The 21,811-nt window shown below is 37.7% G+C and carries 17 protein-coding genes; 6 read left to right on the plus strand and 11 right to left on the minus strand.

Annotation, left to right across the window (positions count from 1 at the left end; all coding sequences use genetic code 11):
- The first annotated feature begins 53 nt into the window (after positions 1–53).
- Entirely contained in the window at positions 54–4,517 is a 4,464-nt protein-coding gene (locus MHB51_RS15365) for a leucine-rich repeat protein (protein WP_342558519.1), read from the plus strand.
- A 474-nt stretch (positions 4,518–4,991) separates the two neighbouring features.
- On the opposite strand, the gene MHB51_RS15370 is transcribed toward MHB51_RS15365, so the two are convergent.
- Positions 4,992–5,213: a DUF1128 domain-containing protein gene (locus tag MHB51_RS15370; RefSeq protein ID WP_066164815.1), complete on the minus strand. Its 222-nt coding sequence runs from the start codon at positions 5,211–5,213 to the stop codon at positions 4,992–4,994.
- A 177-nt stretch (positions 5,214–5,390) separates the two neighbouring features.
- Between MHB51_RS15370 and MHB51_RS15375 the strand changes: the two genes are divergently transcribed.
- Complete coding sequence (locus tag MHB51_RS15375; RefSeq protein ID WP_066164818.1) at positions 5,391–5,711, plus strand: hypothetical protein; 321 nt, start codon at positions 5,391–5,393, stop codon at positions 5,709–5,711.
- Positions 5,712–5,737: 26 nt separating this feature from the next.
- Positions 5,738–6,676 (plus strand): YihY/virulence factor BrkB family protein, encoded by a 939-nt coding sequence (locus MHB51_RS15380; protein ID WP_066164821.1) that lies wholly within the window; start codon positions 5,738–5,740, stop codon positions 6,674–6,676.
- A gap of 78 nt (positions 6,677–6,754) precedes the next feature.
- Here MHB51_RS15380 and MHB51_RS15385 read toward each other — a convergent pair whose 3' ends face one another.
- The 3 genes from MHB51_RS15385 to MHB51_RS15395 all read right to left on the minus strand — a co-directional run bounded on the left by MHB51_RS15385 (position 6,755) and on the right by MHB51_RS15395 (position 11,425).
- A complete protein-coding gene (locus MHB51_RS15385; protein WP_107943644.1) occupies positions 6,755–8,653 on the minus strand; it encodes a heavy metal translocating P-type ATPase in 1,899 nt (632 codons plus the stop codon).
- Positions 8,654–9,301: 648 nt separating this feature from the next.
- The gene (locus MHB51_RS15390) at positions 9,302–10,849 is read right to left on the minus strand and encodes a fumarate hydratase (protein ID WP_066164826.1); all 1,548 of its coding nucleotides are present in this window, start codon (positions 10,847–10,849) and stop codon (positions 9,302–9,304) included.
- A 381-nt stretch (positions 10,850–11,230) separates the two neighbouring features.
- Positions 11,231–11,425 carry an SE1561 family protein gene (locus MHB51_RS15395; protein WP_201261966.1) on the minus strand — a complete coding sequence of 65 codons (195 nt, stop codon included), beginning with the start codon at positions 11,423–11,425 and terminating at the stop codon, positions 11,231–11,233.
- 387 nt (positions 11,426–11,812) lie between these two features.
- Here MHB51_RS15395 and MHB51_RS15400 point away from each other — a divergent pair, with 387 nt between their 5' ends.
- From MHB51_RS15400 to nagZ, 3 genes are all read left to right on the plus strand, one after another.
- Positions 11,813–13,000, plus strand: a complete 1,188-nt coding sequence (locus tag MHB51_RS15400) for an MFS transporter (protein ID WP_066164831.1) — start codon at positions 11,813–11,815, stop codon at positions 12,998–13,000.
- On the plus strand, positions 12,994–14,709 hold the full coding sequence (locus tag MHB51_RS15405; RefSeq protein WP_066164834.1) for an ABC transporter ATP-binding protein: 1,716 nt from the start codon (positions 12,994–12,996) through the stop codon (positions 14,707–14,709). Before MHB51_RS15400 ends, MHB51_RS15405 begins: the two co-directional genes overlap by 7 nt.
- A 227-nt stretch (positions 14,710–14,936) precedes the next feature.
- The gene (gene nagZ / locus MHB51_RS15410) at positions 14,937–16,532 is read left to right on the plus strand and encodes a beta-N-acetylhexosaminidase (protein WP_342558520.1); all 1,596 of its coding nucleotides are present in this window, start codon (positions 14,937–14,939) and stop codon (positions 16,530–16,532) included.
- 601 nt (positions 16,533–17,133) lie between these two features.
- Here the strand turns inward: nagZ and MHB51_RS15415 are convergent.
- The 7 genes from MHB51_RS15415 to MHB51_RS15445 form a co-directional block, all read right to left on the minus strand.
- Entirely contained in the window at positions 17,134–17,829 is a 696-nt protein-coding gene (locus tag MHB51_RS15415) for a transglutaminase-like domain-containing protein (protein WP_342558521.1), read from the minus strand.
- Between the two features lie 46 nt (positions 17,830–17,875).
- Complete coding sequence (locus MHB51_RS15420) at positions 17,876–18,628, minus strand: helix-turn-helix domain-containing protein (protein WP_342558522.1); 753 nt, start codon at positions 18,626–18,628, stop codon at positions 17,876–17,878.
- Positions 18,629–18,654: 26 nt separating this feature from the next.
- Positions 18,655–19,107 (minus strand): NUDIX hydrolase, encoded by a 453-nt coding sequence (locus MHB51_RS15425; RefSeq protein WP_342558523.1) that lies wholly within the window; start codon positions 19,105–19,107, stop codon positions 18,655–18,657.
- Positions 19,100–19,726, minus strand: a complete 627-nt coding sequence (locus tag MHB51_RS15430) for a histidine phosphatase family protein (protein ID WP_066164850.1) — start codon at positions 19,724–19,726, stop codon at positions 19,100–19,102. Before MHB51_RS15430 ends, MHB51_RS15425 begins: the two co-directional genes overlap by 8 nt.
- A 34-nt stretch (positions 19,727–19,760) precedes the next feature.
- The gene (locus tag MHB51_RS15435) at positions 19,761–20,006 is read right to left on the minus strand and encodes a hypothetical protein (RefSeq protein ID WP_066164853.1); all 246 of its coding nucleotides are present in this window, start codon (positions 20,004–20,006) and stop codon (positions 19,761–19,763) included.
- Positions 20,007–20,077: 71 nt separating this feature from the next.
- Positions 20,078–20,680: a class I SAM-dependent methyltransferase gene (locus tag MHB51_RS15440; RefSeq protein WP_342558524.1), complete on the minus strand. Its 603-nt coding sequence runs from the start codon at positions 20,678–20,680 to the stop codon at positions 20,078–20,080.
- A gap of 72 nt (positions 20,681–20,752) precedes the next feature.
- Positions 20,753–21,676, minus strand: a complete 924-nt coding sequence (locus MHB51_RS15445; protein WP_342558525.1) for an alpha/beta hydrolase — start codon at positions 21,674–21,676, stop codon at positions 20,753–20,755.
- Positions 21,677–21,811: the final 135 nt, after the last annotated feature.

Here is a 21,811-nt window from a genome sequence, read left to right on the forward strand (position 1 = left end):
TTCATACTTCTTTTATACTAAATATAACAACATATGTAATGGGGGTTAGCTAAATGAAAAAAATGGGCTTGATTGTATTAATGGTGATGCTTATATTAACTCAATTGCCTGCAGCACCAGCAAAAGCCAATAACAGCTTATTTGTATTTGATAGAAATGAAGGAATGATTACAGGGTATAATGGTACTCCACCAGCCAATCTTTTAATACCTGATGCTTTGGAGGGGGTAGCAGTTACAGGAATCGCTGCTCACGCTTTCGCCGATAAACAATTAACATTCGTACATATTCCTTATACAGTGGAGTATATTGGGGAGGAAGCATTTGCAGGTAATAATTTGAGAATGGTTAGATTTGATTGGGTGACAGCAACAATTGGCACTGACGCATTTAGTAGTCAAGTAATAGACGGGGGCTTTGAGGGATGGTTTACCAACCTTGAACTAACAAATCCATGGAATGGAGATGTGCCGCCTGGAGACTTTACGATTTATTCCACAACACCTGCAACCTTTACCGTTCATTTTGAATCGAATGGCGGTAATTCATTTCCATCCGTAACTTTTTTGGAAAATGATTTTTTAAATATTTGGCAAAGACCAGAGAAACCGGGCTTAGCATTTGATGGGTGGTATAAAAATCCAGAATTAACAGACAAATTAGATTTTATAGATATGATAACAGGGGACATGACGTTATATGCAAAATGGACGAATCCTTTTACGACAGTCAAAAATAGCGACGATGCATGGACAATAACAGGTTATCAGGGGGACCTACCGACAGATTTAATAATTCCTGAGGAAATTGATGGAATCAATGTTACAAGAATAGGCAACGAAGCATTTAGGAACGGAAATTTGCAGAGTGTTGTATTGCCAAGTACGCTTGAATGGATTAGCGAGAAAGCTTTTTGGGGAAATCAACTAACGAATATAGTGATTCCCGATAATGTAAGCTATATAGGGCAATTTGCATTTTCAGATAATAATCTGCAAAATGTCACATGGCCAAGCGCTCTTGAGTCAATTGCTGACTATGTTTTCAATGGAAATCAGCTAACGAATATAGTGATTCCAGATAGTGTCACATATATCGGCTATGCAGCGTTTGCTGGCAATGCATTGACAAGCTTAACGATTTCCGATAGCGTGCAAGCTATCGGAGGCTTTGCCTTTCAGGATAATCAATTAACATCACTTATTATCCCAGATAATGTGAGAGATATAGGTATGTTTGCTTTTGAGAATAATAAATTAACAAACTTAAGATTATCTGAAAATATGACAATAATTAATTATAGTTCTTTTTCAAGAAATAAATTAACAGAAATAACAATTCCAAATAGCGTCACATATATTGATGAATTTGCTTTTTATGAAAATAAAATAGTGAATGTCACGTTACCAGAAAGTATTACGAATATTGAGGCTTTGGCGTTTGGGGATAATCAATTGACCGATATCGCTTTACCGAACAGCGTGGAATCTATCGGAATCGGTGCGTTTATGGATAATAAACTAACGAATATTGTCATACCTGAAAAAGTGACGGTTATTGAGGATTCCGCATTTGAAAATAATAAATTAAATAGTGTCACAATGCCAGAAGGAATAACAGAAATCAAAGGCTTAGCGTTTAAAAGAAATGATTTGACAAGCGTCCAGATACCATCCACTGTAACGCAGATAGGAAAAGAGGCATTTCAACGAAATAAATTAACAAATTTAACGATACCAAATAGTGTCACTTTTATGGGGGAGTGGGCATTTAGTGACAATCAATTGACAAGTGTTCATTTACCTGATGGCATAACAAAAATCGAGGATTATACATTTTTTAATAATAAGCTAACAGAGATTACCCTGCCAGAAAGTGTGACACAAATTGGAGAATTTGCATTTGACGGCAGTAATTTGACAAATGTACTTATTTCGAAAAACGTAACGTCTATTGGGCAAGGGGCCTTTTTAGAGAATAAATTGGAAAAGGTCGTGTTTCAAGGAGCAGTCGATACAATAGGTATTATGGCATTTGGGCAACAAAATTTAAGCAATCCTAAATTTAAAGGCTGGTTTACAGATTATGCTTTAACAGAGCGATGGGATGAAAGTGTTCCACAGGCGATGTCGATGTATTCTGTTGCACCAACTACTTATACAGTACTATTTGAAACAAATGGAGGAAGTCCGATTGCAGCTAAAATAATTGCTGAGGGAGAAAAATTACCAAGCTTAGAAATATCGACAAAAATAGACTATACATTTGCTGGTTGGTACAAGGATAAGAATTTACAAATTCCTTGGGATATTATGACCGATACAGTAACAGAAGATGTGACATTATATGCGAAATGGGTAGATAACAGTCTATTTACTACATCTGATAATGGCGATGGAACGATAGCTATTACAGGATTTAAAGGTAAAGTTCCTACTGAGCTAGTAATCCCTCATATGATTTATGGAAAAAACGTTACAGCGATTGCGGCTAATGCTTTTAAAAACAAGCATGAATTACAACAAGTGACATTACCAGAGAACTTACAAAAAATTGGGAAATATGCTTTTGCTGAAACGAGTCTTTCAGGCATTACAATTCCTTCTACTGTAACAGTTATAGAAAGTTATGCTTTTAATAACAGTAAGCTGCAAACAGTAATGCTGAACGAGGGACTACAAATAATTGGAACTGATGCGTTTTTAGGTAACGAAATCTCTAATATTAGCATTCCTTCGACCGTTAAAAAAATCAATGATAGAAGCTTTTATGATAATAAAATTGTGAAAATTGAATTTAAAGGCGCAATCCCTACTTTAGGAAATGAACTATTTGATATGCAATTTAACAACATTGTTTTGGCGTGGTATGTAGACGGGCAAATTAGTCAGGTATGGGATAAAACAGTACCACAGGCGATGACACTTTATTTAAAACCATTACTAGAGCTTTACACAGTTACCTTTAACACAAATGGTGGTAGTGCTGTAATATCTAAAACTGTATCGCAAAATGACGTTATAACAGCGCCAGCTGCTCCGACAAAGGCTAATCATACATTTGCGGGCTGGTACAAAGAGCCGACATTCCAAACGGCTTGGAATTTTGCAACAGACAAAGTGACAGCAAATATAACACTTTATGCAAAGTGGAATGTTGCATCACCAAATGTAATAGCGCCATCTACACCAAGTACTACACCAGCGCCATCTACATCAAACCAAATTACGGTAAATGTAGTCGATGCGAGCAACCCAGATGAGGTACTTGTGCAAACGGTGATTAATCGTGATAGCAGTGGGGATGTAGTAAAAGATACAGTGAAATTTACAGCGACAAATGCTAGTGAGTCAATTGAAAAATTAGCGAATCGAGAAAACAAGAAATCACGTATTGTCATTCCAGATGAGCAGCAACAAGTGAGTGAAACAACAATTGATATTGAAAAAGAAGCAGCGCAATTACTTGCACAGGGACAAACAGGATTAGAAATTGATATGGAAACAGTAAAGCTAGCTATTCCTGCAACTTCTTTAGCAGATTTTAATGAAGACCTTTATTTCCGCATTGTGCCAGTTAAATCAAGAGAAAGACAGGAACAGCTAGAAGAACGAGTAGCAAAAGAGGAAGCGGTGCAACAATTAGCGGGTAATGCAACGGTAACATTGCTTGGTCAACCAATGACAATCGAAACAAATATGCAAAACCGTCCTGTGACATTAACATTGCCATTACCAAATGATGTGACACAGGAGCAGCTAGATAATTTAGCGGTGTATATCGAGCATAGTGATGGTACGAAGGAAGTAGTACGCGGACAAATCGTAGCATTTAAAGAAGGTGTGCGCGGCATTCAATTTGAAGTAACGAAGTTCTCAACATTCTCAATTTTGTATATGCCGAAAGCAGAGGAAATTGTAGAAGAAAAAATATCGATACCATATATTCGAGGCTATGCAGATGGAACATTCCGTCCGAATGCACCTGTCACACGAGCGCAAATGGCAAGTATGTTAGCGCGCTACTTAACAAATAATGAAATTTCAGAAGTACAAGCAAGCTTCACAGATACGACAAAGCACGGTGCAAAGGATGCAATTGAGTATGTGAGGGCACAGGGCTTGTTCCAAGGGACAAGTGCAACAACATTCAATCCGAATGGTTCTATTACAAGAGCACAAATGGCAGCAGTAGCTGTGCGTTGGATTGAACGGAACTGTGCAGAGGATAGTACAGTGGCATACTGTGTGACATCAAATGCAGCAATGACGTTTGCAGATGTGGCTCCAAACCATTGGGCTGCTTCGGCGATTGCGAAGATAAATGCACTTAATATTATGACTGGTACGAGTGCAACAACATTCAATCCTGAAGGTGATTTAACACGTGCACAGGCGGTGAAGGTATTAAATCAATTGTTTGAACAACAACTACAAACAGATGTACATGCACCATTATTTACAGATGTTCAACCAGCGCATTGGGCGTTTGAGGAGATTCAAGCAGCCGCGCAGTAATACACGAAGTTCAGTAGAGTTAGATGTAAAAAAAGGAGGGGCTGTCCAAAAAGCCGCGCATAGCCGGCATTTTGGACAGTAGCGATGATGTTTCACAAAATGTTTATTTCTATAAACAGAGAACGCCCCTTTTAAAAATAAGATAAACATTGGCTTTGGTAGCGTTATCCTTCAGTAAAAGGGAAGCGATGAAAATATTGATTTCAATGCGGTGGCAAAACAAAATGAACTTTTTGGACAACTCCGTCCCTTGTGATTCTTGCAGAGCAACGCTTTTTAGTATTGAAGGTGAAGTGAGTTCGAAAAGCTGATATTTGTTTATTCATTTTAAATGCAACATGAAAGCCGCTTGATTTACTGTTTATAACTTTTTAAAAACAGCTATTTATCTTTTGAATTACTCATTATTTTTATAAGACACAAATATAAGCGTCCCAAAAGCAGGCAACCGCACTGCTTTTGGGACGCTCCTATTTATTTACGCAAAGAGCCTAGCTCAGCGACAATCGCATTCATTTCACTAGGACTGAAAGTATCGCGCTTCATCACCATTTCGTACAAATAGCATAAATCTTCATAGTGCTTTTCATTGAAATGTTCAGATTTCATTGCATCGACATTTACCATGCGTAGTTTTTCTTTAATTTGTTCAACCATATAAATAACATTCTCTTTAGATGGGATTGTTAAGTCCATTGTTAGCCTACCTTTCAAAATAAATGGATTAATCCGACCTATTATAACATATTTTTATGAATAACGGCGAATGTAGGGATGCTTTCAAAAATAGAGAAATTTAGTTACAATAACAGTAAGTAACGTTTTACTTTGAAAAGAATTGGGAATAATACACGAAAGAGCGGAGGAAAAGTAATGAAAAGTAAACTAGTACCAGCTATCATTTTCGGTGCATTGGCGGGAGCAGCACTTAGCATGTTAGATAAGCAAACGCGCCAGCATACAATAGAAACATCTAAAAAGGTTAAGGAAACGGTTTCTTATTATTCGCAAAATCGTGATGAATTGCAGGAGTTAATTGAAACGAAAATGGAGCAGGCTCAGTCACTATATGCGGATGTAACAAACAATATCGCCTCTATTATGGAGCATGTAGATGATGCGAAAACATTACCAAATACAGTAAAGAGCTTGGTAACTGAAACGAAGGATGCTTTTTCAAAAAGTAATGCATAGTAAGGAGCAGAGGGAGGGAGAGCTTGATGAAAGAGTTTAAAAAGAATGCATCAGGCACTATTGCCTTCTGGAAATCCTTTATTGCGCCCACAGAGGCTAATATTGATGTCACAACACCAAAAGGTTTTTTTCAAGATATGTTTGCACGTGTGAAACGTGCTGATATATCAGGAATGGGTGCACAACTTGCCTACTTTTTTCTGTTATCATTTTTTCCTTTACTTATATTTTTAGTTACATTGCTACCGTATTTGAACCTACAGCGTCATCAAGTGTTTGAGTTTATGGCAGATATTATGCCCGAGGAAGTATATGTATTGACAGAAAATATAGTTGGTGAGATTTTAACGACGACGAATGGCGGGCTATTATCGCTCGGGATTATCGGTACAGTTTGGTCGGCCTCACGCGGCATTGATGCATTAATTAAAGGCTTGAATCGTGCTTATGATGTAGAAGGAAAATCAGGTGTAGTCAATCGCTTATGGGCGCTTCTTTTTACATTAGCTTTTATAGGCATTATATTAATCGCACTAGTCTTTCCTGTTTTCGGTAAGCAGATTGGTAGCTTTATATTTTCTTATATTGGGATAGAAAGTTCATTTGAATCCACTTGGACATTGCTTCGCTGGATTATGCCAAACATCATTATTTTCGCGGTATTAATATTAATGTATTGGGTTGTGCCAAATACTGACCCGCGTCTTTCATTAATTAGCATTATTCCAGGGGCAGCTTTTGCTACTTTAGGCTGGTTAGCTTTAACATATGGCTTTTCATTTTATGTTAGTAGCTTTAGCAACTTCGGTGCTACATATGGTAGTATCGCAGGGGTGATTGTGCTCATGCTATGGCTCTATTTAACGGGGATGATTTTAATTTTAGGCGGCTTATTAAATGCAGCTTTGCAAAACCTCTTTTTAGCCAAGAAAGCGAAGGAGAATAAGGGAACATTTCTTGTTTGATAAATTTTAACCTTTCAATAAACATAGAAGGAGTTGTCTGTAAGCGGCGCCCTAGCCTGCTTGCAGACAACTCCTCTTCTATATATTTTTTAACATGCGCAAGCCATTTAAAATAACTAAAATGGTGCTTCCTTCATGGCCAAGAACGCCAAGAGGTAAATCAATTACTTGGAAAAAGTTTGATGCAATTAATAAAACGATAACACTTAATGAAAAGATAATGTTTTGCTTTACAATACGTTGCATTTTACGTGATAGCTTAACAGCGTAGGCAATTTTCGATAAATCATTTTTCATTAGTACAACATCGGCTGTTTCAAGGGCAACGTCTGTACCGCCTCCCATTGCAATACCTACTGTAGCAGTAGCAAGCGCTGGAGCATCGTTGATACCGTCACCAACCATCGCGACTGTTTTATATTTTGTAAGATATTCTTTAATATACTGTACTTTCACCTCTGGCAAACATTCAGCAACATACGCATCGACACCAGACTGTGCGGCTATTGCTTTAGCCGTTTTTTCATTATCCCCAGTGAGCATTGTAACATTAATATTGAGCTCTTGCAGTAGCGCAACAGCTTGTTTTGCTTCTTCTCGTACGATGTCCTGCATCGCAACGAGCGCTACAATACCTTCCTCATCTTTTAAAAAGATAACCGTTTTCCCTTGTGAAGCAAGCTTTTCCGCAGCCCCATTTGCGAAGTTTTGTGAAGCCTCGTAACCAACGAAATCAGGCTTTCCTACAATATATTGCTTGTTGTGGATAACTGCTTTGATTCCAAAGCCCGGCACATCCTCAATAGCTGCTTCTATTTTTTCCACGCGTTGCTCATGAGCATATGCGGTAATCGCATGTGCGAGAGGATGATTTGAGTGTTTTTCGATGGCAGCTAAAATCGCTAATGTATGCATGCGTTGTTCTTCATTACGGACGATGAAATCCGTTACAGCAGGTGTACCTTGAGTTAATGTACCTGTTTTATCTACTGCCAAAGCGCGTAATACACTTAAATGCTCTAAGTGTAAACCACCTTTGAATAAAATACCGTGCCTTGCTCCATTTGAAATCGCTGCTAGTGTAGCAGGCATAATCGCAGCAACTAAAGCACACGGTGAAGCAACTACAAGCAGCACCATCGCGCGATAAAATGTTGTCGTCCAATCCCAGCCTAATAAAAAATGAGGTAGGAACATCATTAATGCGACAACTGTCAACACACCTTTTACATATACTCCCTCGAAGCGCTCGATAAATTGTTGAGAGGGGGATTTCTCGCTTTGCGCAGACTGTACAAGCGTAATGATTTTTTGAAATAAAGATTCCGAACTAAGTGTTGATACTTTAATCGTTAACACACCATTTAAGTTAACTGTACCAGCAAAAACTGTATCCTCTATATTTTTTGTTATCGGCATAGATTCCCCAGTGATAGCAGCCTCGTCAACAGTAGATACCCCTTTAAAGACAGTACCGTCGGCAGGTATGCGCTCCCCGGGCTTTACTAAAATATGATCTCCGACTTTTAGTGAGGCAACAGGAACGCTAATTGGTTCAAACCCGCCTCTCACTAGCCATGCTTCCTCAGGCTGTAATGCCATGAGTGCAGAAATTTCCTTATGGCTTTTATTCATCGCATAAGTTTCTAGCGCTCCACTTACTGCGAAAATAAAAATTAATATCGCTCCTTCTGTCCAATAACCGATAATTGCTGAACCGATAGCAGCTAAAATCATTAAAATTTCCACATTCAATGCTTTATTTTCAATTGTATCTTCTATACCTTCCTTTGCCTTTGCATAGCCACCAATTACGAAGGCGGTTAAGTAAGCGATAATGGCAGCTGTTGATTGACCACTGCTATCCATACGCCAAGCAAGAACGATAATGAAGCCTGCAACAAGTGCAGCAATCAATTCTTTATGCTCTGCTATTTTCTCATTTATTGATAATTTTTCTCGATTAGTAATATCCATATGAACACTCCTTGATAATGAAATTCACTTTCATTTAACAAACTATTAGCTATTTGATAATGTTTTTCATTTAGATTAGTCTAATTTCTAAATTAGAATTATTATAATTAAAGTATATGAGTAATTATAAAAAAAAGCAATAAAAATAATCATGCTGAAGTATAAATGAATATGAAAGGGATAGTGGTAACGGATGAGGAGCGGAGAATAGAGGGCTTAAACGGGCATCTGGGATGGATAAATATAAATTTAAAATTGACACGCTATTATATGACAAATTAAAAGCAAAAAAGAAGCTGCCCAAAAAGCCGTACATAGCCGGCATTTTGGGCAGTAGCGACGATGCTTCGCAAAATGTTGATTCCTATAAACAGAGAAAGTCTCTTTTAAAAATGGGATGAACATTGGCTTTAGCATCGTTATCCTTCAGTAAAAGGGAAGCGATGACAACATTGATTTCAATGCGGTGTCAAAACAAAATAGACTTTTCGGACAACTCCCTTTGCGACGGGATATTGCGACCATCGAGGAGCGAATTATTTTTGGGCCGCAAGCAAAGCAATCGGAACATAAGCTTTTTGGGGAATATTGAATATAGAAGCTAAGGCTGTCCAAAAAGGAATTTCTTTTTGGACAGCCTAATTTTTTTTAGAATATACGCTCAGCGTGTTGTGCTAGCTTCTCAAGTGAAGATTTTTCAACGTCAGCGTGTAACGAGTTTCCATGTGAATCCATTGTAACAACTGCTGTGAAACCATCAACATTTAAGTGCCACATAGCTTCTGGAATGCCAAATTCCATTAAATCAACGCCATCTACGGATTTAATACAATCAGCATAGTACTGAGCAGCGCCTCCGATAGCATTTAAGTAAACGCCACCATGTTCTTGCAATGCTTTTAATGTTTTTGGGCCCATGCCGCCTTTACCCATAACAGCGCGGATACCGAATTTTTTCATAATATCGCCTTGGTATGGTTCCTCGCGAATTGATGTTGTAGGACCTGCTGCTTTAACTACCCAGTTACCTTCGTCGTCTTTTGCCATAACTGGACCACAGTGGTAAATAATTTGACCGTTTAAATCTACAGGAGCCTCCACACCGTCACCAATTAAGTGATGGTGGATGGCATCACGCCCTGTGTACATGCGACCAGAAATTTTTACAACGTCGCCCACTTTAAGAGAACGTATTTTTTCTTCTGTAATTGGTGCGACTAATTCAACAACTTGGCTGTCATTGTCAGTAGTTGCCGCTGTTTGCTCTTCTTCTTTGAATGTGATTTTTTCACCTTCTTGGTAGTGCCAATTGATGATTTCACCAGTTGCTGGATTAATATCAATTGCCATGCGACGGTATGCCCAGCAATTATAAGCTACTGATACGAAGAATGAAGCAGGTAAGCGATCCATTACACCGATTTTACAGCCTAATAATGTTGCTTCGCCACCGAAGCCCATCGTACCTACGCCAAATGTGTTAGATGTTTTTACAATATAATCTTCTAACTTTGCTAAATCTTCGATTGGATTGACATCGTCCACATGACGGAATAATTGTTCTTTTGCTAAATCATAGCCTGCTGAACGGTCGCCGCCGATACCTACACCGATAAAGCCAGCTGAACAACCTTGACCTTGTGCTTGCCAAACAGCATGTAAAATACATTTACGAATGCCATCTAAATCGCGTCCTGCACGACCTAAGCCTTCCAATTCGGCAGGTAAGGAATATTGGATATTTTTATTTTCACAGCCGCCACCTTTTAAAATGAGCTTCACTGTAATGTAGTCATTTTCCCATTGCTCGAATTTTACTACTGGGAGGCCAGCGCCAATATTTGTTCCAGAGTTTTTCCCAGTTAATGAATCCACTGAGTTTGGACGTAATTTCGCATCAGCTGTTGCCGCAGCAATCGCCGTTTCGATTGCCTTTCTAATTTCGATTTGGTTTACGCCTACAGGAGTATATACTTTGAATGTTGGTAAACCTGTATCCTGACAAATTGGAGAGACATTATCTTCTGCCATGACAATATTTGTTGTAATCGTATCTAAACTCATTGCAGCACGTGTACCAGCGTTTTCGGCCTCTTTTGCCATTTTAATCGCACGGCGCACGTCTTTTGGTAAGTTTGTAGATGTTTCTGTTACTAAATTGTACAGGCTTTTCTCCAAAGTTTCTAAATATGACATGTTATTTTTCCCCCCGAAAAATAGTAATGAAATGTGTTATTTTCAAATAGTAATAATTTTACTAGATGAAGTGTCCAACATCATTATACTCCTTTCAGACCACTAAAAAAAGGGGAGCGTCTTAAGTGACGATATTCCTCCTTTAACTTCTTTTAGCGCCCGCTGATGAAGAAGAACTCAGTTTAAAACTAGCGTATCCTGTGGCAACGACTGAGTGACCAACATCGTGTTGACCTAAACTCTCACGGATTTTGGAGAGAGGCCTGCGCGATGCAGGTCAGTTAAGCGTTGTCACAGGACGTAACGGCTTTAGGGTAACTTCCACCAAACAGCTCGAAAAATCTGAACGCAATTATGCTGAGGCGTAATTGATTTAGATAATTATTCTTCTATGTCAGTTCGTTGGTGGAATTGCTCCATTTTATCCTCTAAATCATCCATCATTTGAATAAGGCGATCGATATCGTCAAGCTCTGTCGTTTCTGGGTCAATGGCATCTAGCACTTCAAGGAAAATTTCTAGGCGCTCTTTTAAATAGGTAACTTGCTGCTCTTTATTTGTAATAGGCTTCATCATATGCCCCCTTTCTGAATAAGATATCAGCTCTATTATACATATGTTTAGGAAAAGTTTTTTTAAAATTCTTTGTTCAGAATATTTACATTATTCTAACTTTGTGTTAATGTAATCTTAATAAATGAAAGAAAGGGTTGATCGGAAAAAACATGTAGCCAAAATATACGATGAATGGGAGGGAGTTTAAACATTTTCTAGTAAGAAGCTAGGGAATAGTTTATACAAAAATTAGTGGATATAAGTGAAATTTAAAACCCTAGTAAACTTTTAGAGATAAAGTTTGCTAGGGTTTTGTTTTGTTTCCATTCAAACTTTACTTCGACTTCCGTAGAAAAAATGGTACAATATTTTAATAGATGAAAAGAGAATTTTTCGGAGGCAACATGGATGGCAGCAACATATGAAAAGCAACGATTTTGGATTTTAGTAGCCATTGTCTCCATTTCAGGATTTTCGCAAGGAATGCTTCTGCCATTAATTGCGGTAATTTTTGAACAAGATGGTGTCGCTACAACATTAAATGGCTTGAATGCAACAGGCTTATACATAGGCACTTTGCTAATTTCTCCTTTTATTGAAAAGCCGCTACGCAAATTTGGCTATAAGCCGACGATTATAGTCGGGGGAGCGCTTGTTTTTATTTCACTTGCGACATTTCCATTATGGAAGAATATAATGTTTTGGTTTTTCCTCCGGTTGCTTATAGGTATTGGTGATCATGCATTACATTTTGCGACACAAACATGGCTAACGGCCTCTACACCTCAGCATAAATTAGGGCGTAGCATGGCAATATATGGTTTGTCATTTAGCGTTGGTTTCGCTTTAGGCCCGTTCTTTGTTCCTTTAATTAAAATTTCACAGGCGTTGCCGTTTGTTGTATCATCAGTGCTTTGTTTATTGGCTTGGTCACTTGTCTTTTTTTTAGCGAATGAGCATCCTGAAGCTTTAAAGGGGGATACAAAGCAGGCAAGTAGCATGACACGTTATAAGCTGGTATTTCGCTATGCGTGGGTAGCATTTTTACCGCCTTTTATCTATGGATTTTTAGAGTCTTCATTAAATGCTATTTTTCCGGTGTATGCTTTGCGCAAAGGCTTTGAAGTGTCGATGGTTTCCTTTGTGCTTGCAGCATTTTCTATAGGTACAATCGCTTTGCAGCTTCCTTTAGGGATGCTTGGAGATAGAATTGGGCGACGAAAGGTGATTTTAGGTGGTTTACTCAGTGGAGCTGTAATCTTTGCCACATGTAGTTTCGTCGAGCATTTGCAATGGGGTGTCGTCATGTTTTTTGCACTTGCCGGAATGTGTGTCGGCACGATGTTTTCGCTCGGTATAACGTATATGACAGATTTAACACCGAAGGAATTATTGCCAAATGGCAATTTACTATGCGGTATTTTCTTTAGCTTAGGTAGCTTAAGTGGTCCATTTCTCGGTGGGGGCTATTTACAATTAGTAGATAGTATGAGTTTCTTGCTATTCATTGCTGCTATGCTAGCAGCCATATTTATTATCATTTTCTATTTTGGACGTAAATTACCGTTAACACAAGAAAGGACAAAACAATGCTAGGAAAATTTTTCTCGTATTACAAACCGCATAAACGTCTGTTTATGGTCGATTTTTCGAGCGCTATTATCGTTGCGATTTTAGAGCTTGCTTTTCCGCTTGCTGTGCAATGGTTTATTGATAAATTGCTACCGACGGGCGAGTGGGGAATGATTGTAAAAATTAGCGTACTATTATTACTCGTATATATTTTAAGTACGTTCTTGAATTTCATCGTTAACTATTTAGGGCATAAGCTTGGGATTAATATCGAAACAGATATGCGTCAAGAGCTATTTAATCATGTGCAAAGGCAATCATTCCGTTTCTTTGATAATACAAAAACAGGACATATTATGAGCCGTATTACAAATGATTTATTTGATATCGGTGAATTTGCACACCATGGCCCAGAGGATTTCTTTATTGCAATTATGACGTTTATCGGGGCATTTACGATTATGTTCAACATCAATCCGACATTAGCGTTTATTGCACTTGTAATGGTGCCATTTTTAACATGGCTCGTAACGTTTAGTAATATTAAAATGAACAAAGCATGGAAAAAGATGTACGGTGAAATCGCCGATGTTAACGCACGTGTTGAGGATAGTGTATCTGGTGTGCGTGTTGTCAAATCTTTTACAAATGAAGATTTTGAAATGTCTCGCTTCCGCAAGCAAAACGGACTGTTCCGCTCTGCAAAATTATATGCTTATAAAGTGATGGCTGGCACACATTCAGGTATTTATATGATGACTCGACTTTTGACACTTGTCGTACTCGTTGTCGGCGCATGGTTGACTTATAATGAACTGTTAACAGCGGGGGAATTAGTGAGCTTTGTTTTATATACAAATGTCTTAATTAAGCCAATCGATAAAATTAGTGCATTACTTGAGCTTTATCCAAAAGGTATGGCAGGCTTCAAGCGCTTCCGCGATTTAATTGAGCAGGAGCCTGAAGTGTTGGACAAGCCAAATGCGATTGATGTGACGTCATTGCGCGGTGATATTACGTTTGAGCATGTGAGCTTTAACTATGACCAGACGAAGCAGGTGCTAAAAGATATTTCGTTTTCCTTAAATGCTGGTGAAACAATTGCCTTTGTTGGTCCGAGTGGTGCGGGGAAAACGACGATTTGCTCATTAATTCCACGCTTCTATGATATAAGTGATGGGGCAATTACTATTGATGGCTTGGATGTGCGCGATATGACACAAAAATCATTACGCGAGCAAATCGGTATCGTGCAGCAGGATGTTTTCCTATTCACAGGGACGATTCGGGAAAATATTGAGTATGGAAAGCTTGGTGCTTCCTTTGAAGAAATAAAAGCTGCTGCTAATCGTGCCCATTTGAAGGAATTTATTGAAGGCTTACCCGATGGTTACGAAACACAAATTGGCGAGCGCGGCTTGAAACTATCAGGCGGCCAAAAACAGCGTCTAGCGATTGCGCGAATGTTCTTGAAAAACCCACCAATTTTAATTTTGGATGAAGCGACATCCGCTTTAGACACTGAGACAGAAATGATTATTCAAGAATCTCTAGCAGAGCTAGCAGAAAATCGTACAACGCTTGTTATCGCACACCGCCTTGCAACAATTCGCAATGCAGATAAGGTTTTCGTTGTAACTCAGAAGGGTATTGAGGAACAAGGAACATATGATGAGCTTGTAGCAGCAGGTGGCGTTTTTGCGAACTTGCATCATATTCAGTTCAAAAAATAAGGTGCCAGGCACGCACACAATTCTCACACAATTCAGCAAAGAATATAAAAATTTCTAATGTAAATACTAACATTCGTATAAATGAATGTTAGTATTTTTCATCATCCTTTAGCATTATGCTGGATAAGGAGGTTTGCGGTATGTGGAAAAAAAGATGGGGTATACTCCTAGTTCTCATAATAGTTCTAACCGGAGTGCTTTTGTTTATTGGTATGAAGAGAGGGTCAATGCCAGAAAAGGCTGATGATTCTAAACCTGCTCCAACTCCAATTCAAGAGGAGGAATCTGAAAATTTGGAGACAATTATTCAGCGTATTATTGATTCTGCGCAAGAGGGCAAAGTGCCAAATGTGTCATTCGTTGTTGGAGAGACAGATAGGCAAGGGGTTCAGCAGGAGTGGGGGAAGCCGCAGCAAGTAGCCGATATAGCAGATGGAATATATGAGGATTATTTACAGAAGGCTGTGACAATCGGCTATCAAGATGCGCAAGCTTTTGATATCCGTTCCTTTCATGCAAATATACAGAAAATTCATTTAGCCGATATTAAAAATAGTATGGGTGAACCTACTGAAGTTCGTTATTACCAGGATCAGACGGCCAATCAGATTATTTTAGTTTACCAAGTAAATCCGGCATATCAACTAAAATGGATACTACCGAAACCGACAGAAATCGATATCAATCCTAGTGTTCATCATATTTCGGTTTATACAAAACTAAAGGATGAAGTGGCTGAAATGATTGAGCAAATGTCATTGGATGAAAAAATTGGCCAAATGATGTTTGCCGGGGTTTCAGGCATAAAACTTCAACAGGAAACAACAAGCTTGATTCAGGATTTCAAGATTGGAGGAGTGATTCTTTATGCTAATAATCTAGAAACACCCCACCAATCAGTAACGCTTATTAATGACTTGATGAGAGCAAATGTGGATAACCGTCTACCGATTTTTATTGGAACCGATCAGGAGGGGGGCACAGTAGTCCGACTGCCGGGGCCACTGAAAAATTTCCCATCGAACAATGCAATTGGAAATATCAACCAACCTGAATTTTCATTTGAAGTTGGTAAATTATTAGGGCAGCAATTAAAAGCATTTGGCTTCAATCTTAACTTTTCGCCAGTGCTAGATGTCAATAGCAATCCGAATAATCCAGTTATCGGTAATCGCTCATTTTCAGATAATCCGGATATTGTTAGTCAATTAGGGGTTCAAACGATGAAAGGACTAGAATCTCAGCAGGTAATCCCTGTTATTAAGCATTTTCCTGGGCATGGGGACACCACTGTAGATTCCCATTTAGAATTACCGAAGGTGACAAAAAGCTTAGATGATTTGAATAAGCTAGAGCTAATTCCGTTTAAAACGGCAATTGAAAATGGGGCAGATGTAGTTATGGTAGCTCACATTTTATTACCAATGATTGATCAGAAATATCCTTCATCGATGTCAAAGGAAATAATTACAAATATTTTAAGGGAGCAAATTGGATTCGATGGCGTTGTTATGACGGATGATATGACAATGAAAGCTATCACCAATCATTATGATATTGGGCAAGCTGCCGTAGATTCTGTAAAGGCTGGCAATGATATTATTTTAATTGCCCATGGTTTTTCTAGTGTAACATCAGCAATAAAAGAAATTAAGGCGGCAGTAAATAATGGAGAAATAGCTGAAGCTAGAATTAATGATAGCGTCCGCAGAATTATTCAGCTAAAACAGAAATATAAAATCGAAAATATCGAAGTAACAACAGTGGATATCGACAAACTAAATAACGATATTGAAAAAGCATTGAATACCTATATGAAATAACCACAAATTGTGTTGAAGTTAGAAAAGGGCTGCCCAAAAAGTCGGGCTTCTTCTCAGCACACTGAAAAATGAGCTTTATGCTTGTTTTGAAAATTCAAAGGAGTTGTCCGAAAAGTCCATTTTGTTTTGACACTGCATTGAAATCAATGTTTTCATCACTTCCCTTTTACTGGAGGATAACACTGCTAAAATCAATGTTCATCCCATTTTTAAAAGAGGCGTTCCCTGTTTATCGCGTATTAACAAATTTTGTTTGCGACGAGTAACCGCAGGAGCAGGCTGTAATACCCCCACTTCAAAACAGCAGATAAAAACAAGATGTTTAAGTGGGGGATCAAACAGCCTGTAAAAACCCGAATGGTGAAACTACCAATCAGTGGGGGGCAAAGCCCCCACTGATTGAAGGTTCACTTTATAGGAATCAACATTTTGCGAAACATCATCGCCACTGTCCAAACTGCCGTCTATGCACGGCTTTTTGGACAGCCCCATCTTATTTTTCTCTACTTTATCTAATGATTCATTTGATGAGAAAGCATCCCGAAAGCAGCAATGCACTACTTTTGGGATGCCCCTTCTCTAATATCCAAACGACTATAATTCAATTGCGAATTTTCTCTACATTGCGGTTCATCAATTTGCGTATAATAGTTTGATAAATCCATTTTTTAAAAGGTGACAGCCGCTGTTGATGTTTTTTGAAAAATTCATCAGGTGAATTAAATACGCCAAAGTCATTATTAATGCCTTCTTTTTGAATATAAGTATCATTCGCATCCCAGTCTATTTGTGGATTTTGAAGATTATTAGTAGCTGCACCGTAGCCACAAAAACTAGTTTCGCAATCAGCAAACTTTTCTTGAAGCTTTTTTAAATAGCTACTATCCAATATAAAGCCCTCGATGTTATACCAATGTCCGTCGTACTGCACCTCCACCCAGCTGTGTACAATATTTTGTGGTGCGAGCTGGTAAATTAGGCCTGTCATAGCCCCTTTTTGCAGTTTTTTATCAATGGTAAAGCCATGAATTCGACAAGGTATTCCAACTGCTCTCAATAATGTCATAAATAATATTCCTTTTGTGTTGCACTGCCCATATCTATCTTTTAAAATTTCTGAAGCGGGAATAGCATCGTCTTTGTTATATCCAAAGGCAATATCGTCGCGCACAAAATTGTATATTTTTTTGATTTTCTGAAAATCACTCTCGTTTGCCCACTGCATAGCCTCTATTAATTTTTGTATTGAGCTATGGGAAAAATTCAGTAATGGGGTTTCTTGCAAGTACTTATTCATTGTGTAATCCTCCTTCTAGTTTGATTACACTTTATCAAAGTACTTATTAGTAAACTTTCAAAAACTCGCTATTTTTAATGATATTTGTTGCAGACATTCCAGTCATCATTTTATTCGTATATGCAAGATGAGATGGGCTATTGAAACCAGCGTCAAGCGCGGCTGTTGTCAGGCTAACTCCATTAAAAATGGCTTCGTATGCTATTTGAAGTTTATGCAAAACAGTATAGCTTTTTAGTGGAATACCTGTTTCTTCTTTAAATAAATGTGCTAATCGACTTTCAGAAAGCCCTGTTTTTTGGGAAAAGTATTTTATTTGATGAAATTCATCTTCATGTGGACAGTTATCCAAAAGAGACAATACTTTCATAACACGACTATCAAAATTCTTCATATGGTGATAATCGAATTGAGCCATGATGTTCTTAACAAAGGAAATAATAGTAGTATGATTTTTTTGTTCAAGAGCATTTTGAAAAGCTTGCTGCATAGTGATGATGTTTTCGTTTGGGAAAATATAATAGGGCTGCTCTAATAACTTCCTCCTAAGTACACGCCCAAGCTCTGTTGTAGGGTCAATCAGCATCGTAAAATGAGCTTCTCCTTCAGCGTCAAATAAATGAGGTGTATCCATATTTACAATAATGGCACTGCAAGAAATAAGCTGCCCATTCACTTCAATATTAAAATCTTTTTGACTACTTAGAAATATTTGGAGTAGCCAGTGCTTATGGTAATCTGCTTCTATATTATTTGAAATCGCCATAAAATTTCTACCATGTTTTATAATATAGTTCATTGTATCACCTACGATTACTACATATTTTATATGATTAATGTTTTCAGAGCTTTTTCAAAAAACAATTTGGTGTCTTGATGTGTTAATTTGGCAAGTGTTTCATTAGGGCTAAAAAATTCAATGGCTCTAATTTCATTGTCTTGTGGCATTAAATCGGAGCGGTCCCCCGTGTATTCAATGACAAACATCGTTGTTTCTTGCATTTTGTAGCCTGTTTTGTGCGTAAATTCTTCAGCAAAATGGAAAATAATTTTCTCGTCTAATTGTTCCAACACTTTATATTTGACAGAACCTGTTTCTTCCATAAGCTCTCTTAACAGAGCAGCCTCTAAATTTTTATCGTTATGCTCAATACCGCCCTTTGGGAAATCCCACTCACCTTGTATTTGCATATCTCGAATTGTACTTATTTTTACTTTATGTACTAATAATATTTCAGCTTGGTGAAATATGATAGCACCGACAGCCTGCCTAATCATTGAGCAATTCCCTACTTCGATGGTGTATATCGCCTTCCATTATGATATTGATATGCCCATTGGAAATCACAATAACAGATAAGCTTGTATCATGTATATAAGGAGGGGTCCATAATTGTTCAATAGATTGCTTTTTACAATACACTAATAACATTTTAATAAATACAGTATGTGTAACAATTAAAATATTTCCAGCACTATGTTGCGAGATTAGTTGATTTAAAAAGTCTGTGACCCTTGCTTGCAGTTGTTCAAAGCTTTCGCCAGATGTCGGGTTGTACAAGTGGGGCGCATGCCAAAACGCATGATATTCTTCTGGCTGCTGTCTTTCTACATCCTCATGTGTCTGACCTTCCCAATCACCTAAAAAGATTTCTCTCAAGTTTGGCTCTTCAATAATTAGTTGGTTTCGATTGCCTTTAATAAGGGTAGCAGTTTTTGTTGCTCGCTTACTAGGGCTACTATAAATGGCATCAAATTTTACGTCTTTTAAACGATTGCCTAGGGCGAGAGCATTATTAACACCGCTTTCCATTAAGTCAGAATCTTGCCAGCCTTGTAGCCTTCCTTCGGTATTCCATACGGTTTCGCCGTGTCTAGTAATATAAAGCTTTAACAAATCATCAACTCCCTACTTATTTCATTAGCTCTTTTTAAAATATTATTTTTCGCTCAAGTAATTTAGTAGCACCATATGCTAAGCATGCTGCAATAATTGGTAGAAAGAACGTTACTACATAGCTTGTCCCTGTAACACCAAAGGAAACCTCTGATGATAAAGGAGCTGTTATTAAATCGAGTGTTGGTTTATAAAGCAATGTTAAAAGCATACCTGAAGCGATTTGTAGTGCGATATAAGCTGCTATGAAAATACCGATAAAACTTATAAATTTCTTCAATTAAATCCCTCCTTTAGTTGCTATACGAATGGAGGTAAGCAAAGTTTCAGAATATTGTACAATGAAATTCCTTATTTTTTACAATCCAAAATAAACATTGAAGCATCCTGTGCCATAAAGATTTTTTCGCCATAATAAAAAGTTTTAGATTGAATATTGTTATAACCAATTTTAGCTAAAAGTTCTGCTAGCCTTTTTTGCTCAAAGCCATTGTGTACCATGTCTGAAGTGATATTTCCATTTTTATCAAAATCAACGATGAACAAATGCCCATCTGCCTTTAACATTTCATATAATTTTGATAAAACGAATTCCGTATTTTCAATATGCAATAATACTTGTGCCATGAAAATACAGTCGACCTGCAAATTTTTTGTGCTTTCATTTTCAATATCCACACATAATGTAGATGCATTTTGAATATCAAATTCCGTAATTTTCTGTTGTATTTGCTTCACCATATTTTGCGATGCATCAAGAAATAGCACAGATTGAAAGTCATTTAGTAGATACATGCCTACAAGGCCTGTGCCGCAGCCAAAATCAATAGCATCTTTAGTTGTAGCATTGACTAAACGCTCACGAATGGCATTTGCCGCAAGTTTCGCAATTTCCGTTCTTTCGCTCGTATCATAGCTGCTTGCAATCATTTCAAAAATATCGATATTTCCCATTAACTCAACTCCGATTCATTTTCTGATAAAAAAATTTCTTAGCATTTGCGCTTAATAGGCGAGGCTAGCTTTTTAATTCATAAGTTCTTTAATCGTTTCAATGATTAAATCTGGATTTTCTAGATGAATCGAATGTTGATGATTTGTTTTTATTTGTCTTGTATTTTGAGTTAGCTGACTTAACAAGCCTTGGTGTTCAACCCAAGTAGGGTCTGCATTATTTGAAGACAAAATAACTACTGGTAAGTCTGTGCTCAAAGCTTTTGAGCTTTTGACTTGTAAAGCCGATTCCTCACTATATAAAAATTCCTTATACACAGCCTCGTATGATTTAGGGTGGTACCCTATGTAGTCGATGTATTTTTGATAAGGCTCTGGAAGATATTTGCGTCCGACAGGTTGCTTTAACAGCTTTGGGAGACCTATTCCAGAGGTTAAGTAACCGAATCTAAATAAATTAAGATTCTTTTTGTGTGATTTCTTACGAACGCTGTCCCATTCATTGCTTAAGTATCTTTTTTCATGTATAGCATCAATAAGAATTAATGCGGCAACTTGCTCTGGATACTTACTTGCAAATAATCTCATATTTAATCCACCAAAGGAATGCCCAACTAAAATGTATGGAGGCTTTAGCTGTAATTCCTTAAGTATATGTATTAAATCGGCTACAACATCTTCACTAGTATACGGTGTGTTTACTGTCGAACTCCAGCCGTAGCCTGCTCTATCAAATGAGAGAACCTTTGCAAAATCAGATAGCTGTGGCTGAATATAATGCCAATCTAAAGAACAGCAGCTTAGTCCAGCGTCCAATATTACAGTGTAAGAAGCATCGCTTTTACCGTAAACGATTGCGTGTATGAATTTATCCTCAACTTTAATTCGCTGACCGATTTCATTTATTTGTCTTTTTCTATTAATGTATTTATTAGTTAATGTAAAAGGGAAGCCGATTATTTCTATTATATGTTTAGTCCATTTATCAAATTTCAAGTAAATCATCCTTCCTTGTATGAGGAAAATAGTACCATGAATTATGAGAGGGAAGCTAGAGATTTGCTAGGCCTTTATATTTTATACAGATTATTTATCACGCCTATTAATTATATAAATATTGGGATTGTCAAG

It is taken from the genome of Metasolibacillus sp. FSL K6-0083 (genome assembly GCF_038630865.1).
Classification (GTDB): Bacteria; Bacillota; Bacilli; order Bacillales_A; family Planococcaceae; genus Metasolibacillus; species Metasolibacillus fluoroglycofenilyticus.

Excerpts from the sequence above, each read along its gene's own strand:
- MHB51_RS15365 (WP_342558519.1), top strand. The coding sequence starts at position 54 with ATGAAAAAAATGGGCTTGATTGTATTAATGGTGATGCTTATATTAACT.
- MHB51_RS15370 (WP_066164815.1), bottom strand. The coding sequence starts at position 5,213 with ATGGACTTAACAATCCCATCTAAAGAGAATGTTATTTATATGGTTGAA.
- MHB51_RS15375 (WP_066164818.1), top strand. The coding sequence starts at position 5,391 with ATGAAAAGTAAACTAGTACCAGCTATCATTTTCGGTGCATTGGCGGGA.
- MHB51_RS15380 (WP_066164821.1), top strand. The coding sequence starts at position 5,738 with ATGAAAGAGTTTAAAAAGAATGCATCAGGCACTATTGCCTTCTGGAAA.
- MHB51_RS15385 (WP_107943644.1), bottom strand. The coding sequence starts at position 8,653 with ATGGATATTACTAATCGAGAAAAATTATCAATAAATGAGAAAATAGCA.
- MHB51_RS15390 (WP_066164826.1), bottom strand. The coding sequence starts at position 10,849 with ATGTCATATTTAGAAACTTTGGAGAAAAGCCTGTACAATTTAGTAACA.
- MHB51_RS15395 (WP_201261966.1), bottom strand. The coding sequence starts at position 11,425 with ATGATGAAGCCTATTACAAATAAAGAGCAGCAAGTTACCTATTTAAAA.
- MHB51_RS15400 (WP_066164831.1), top strand. The coding sequence starts at position 11,813 with ATGGCAGCAACATATGAAAAGCAACGATTTTGGATTTTAGTAGCCATT.
- MHB51_RS15405 (WP_066164834.1), top strand. The coding sequence starts at position 12,994 with ATGCTAGGAAAATTTTTCTCGTATTACAAACCGCATAAACGTCTGTTT.
- nagZ (WP_342558520.1), top strand. The coding sequence starts at position 14,937 with ATGCCAGAAAAGGCTGATGATTCTAAACCTGCTCCAACTCCAATTCAA.
- MHB51_RS15415 (WP_342558521.1), bottom strand. The coding sequence starts at position 17,829 with ATGAATAAGTACTTGCAAGAAACCCCATTACTGAATTTTTCCCATAGC.
- MHB51_RS15420 (WP_342558522.1), bottom strand. The coding sequence starts at position 18,628 with ATGAACTATATTATAAAACATGGTAGAAATTTTATGGCGATTTCAAAT.
- MHB51_RS15425 (WP_342558523.1), bottom strand. The coding sequence starts at position 19,107 with ATGATTAGGCAGGCTGTCGGTGCTATCATATTTCACCAAGCTGAAATA.
- MHB51_RS15440 (WP_342558524.1), bottom strand. The coding sequence starts at position 20,680 with ATGGGAAATATCGATATTTTTGAAATGATTGCAAGCAGCTATGATACG.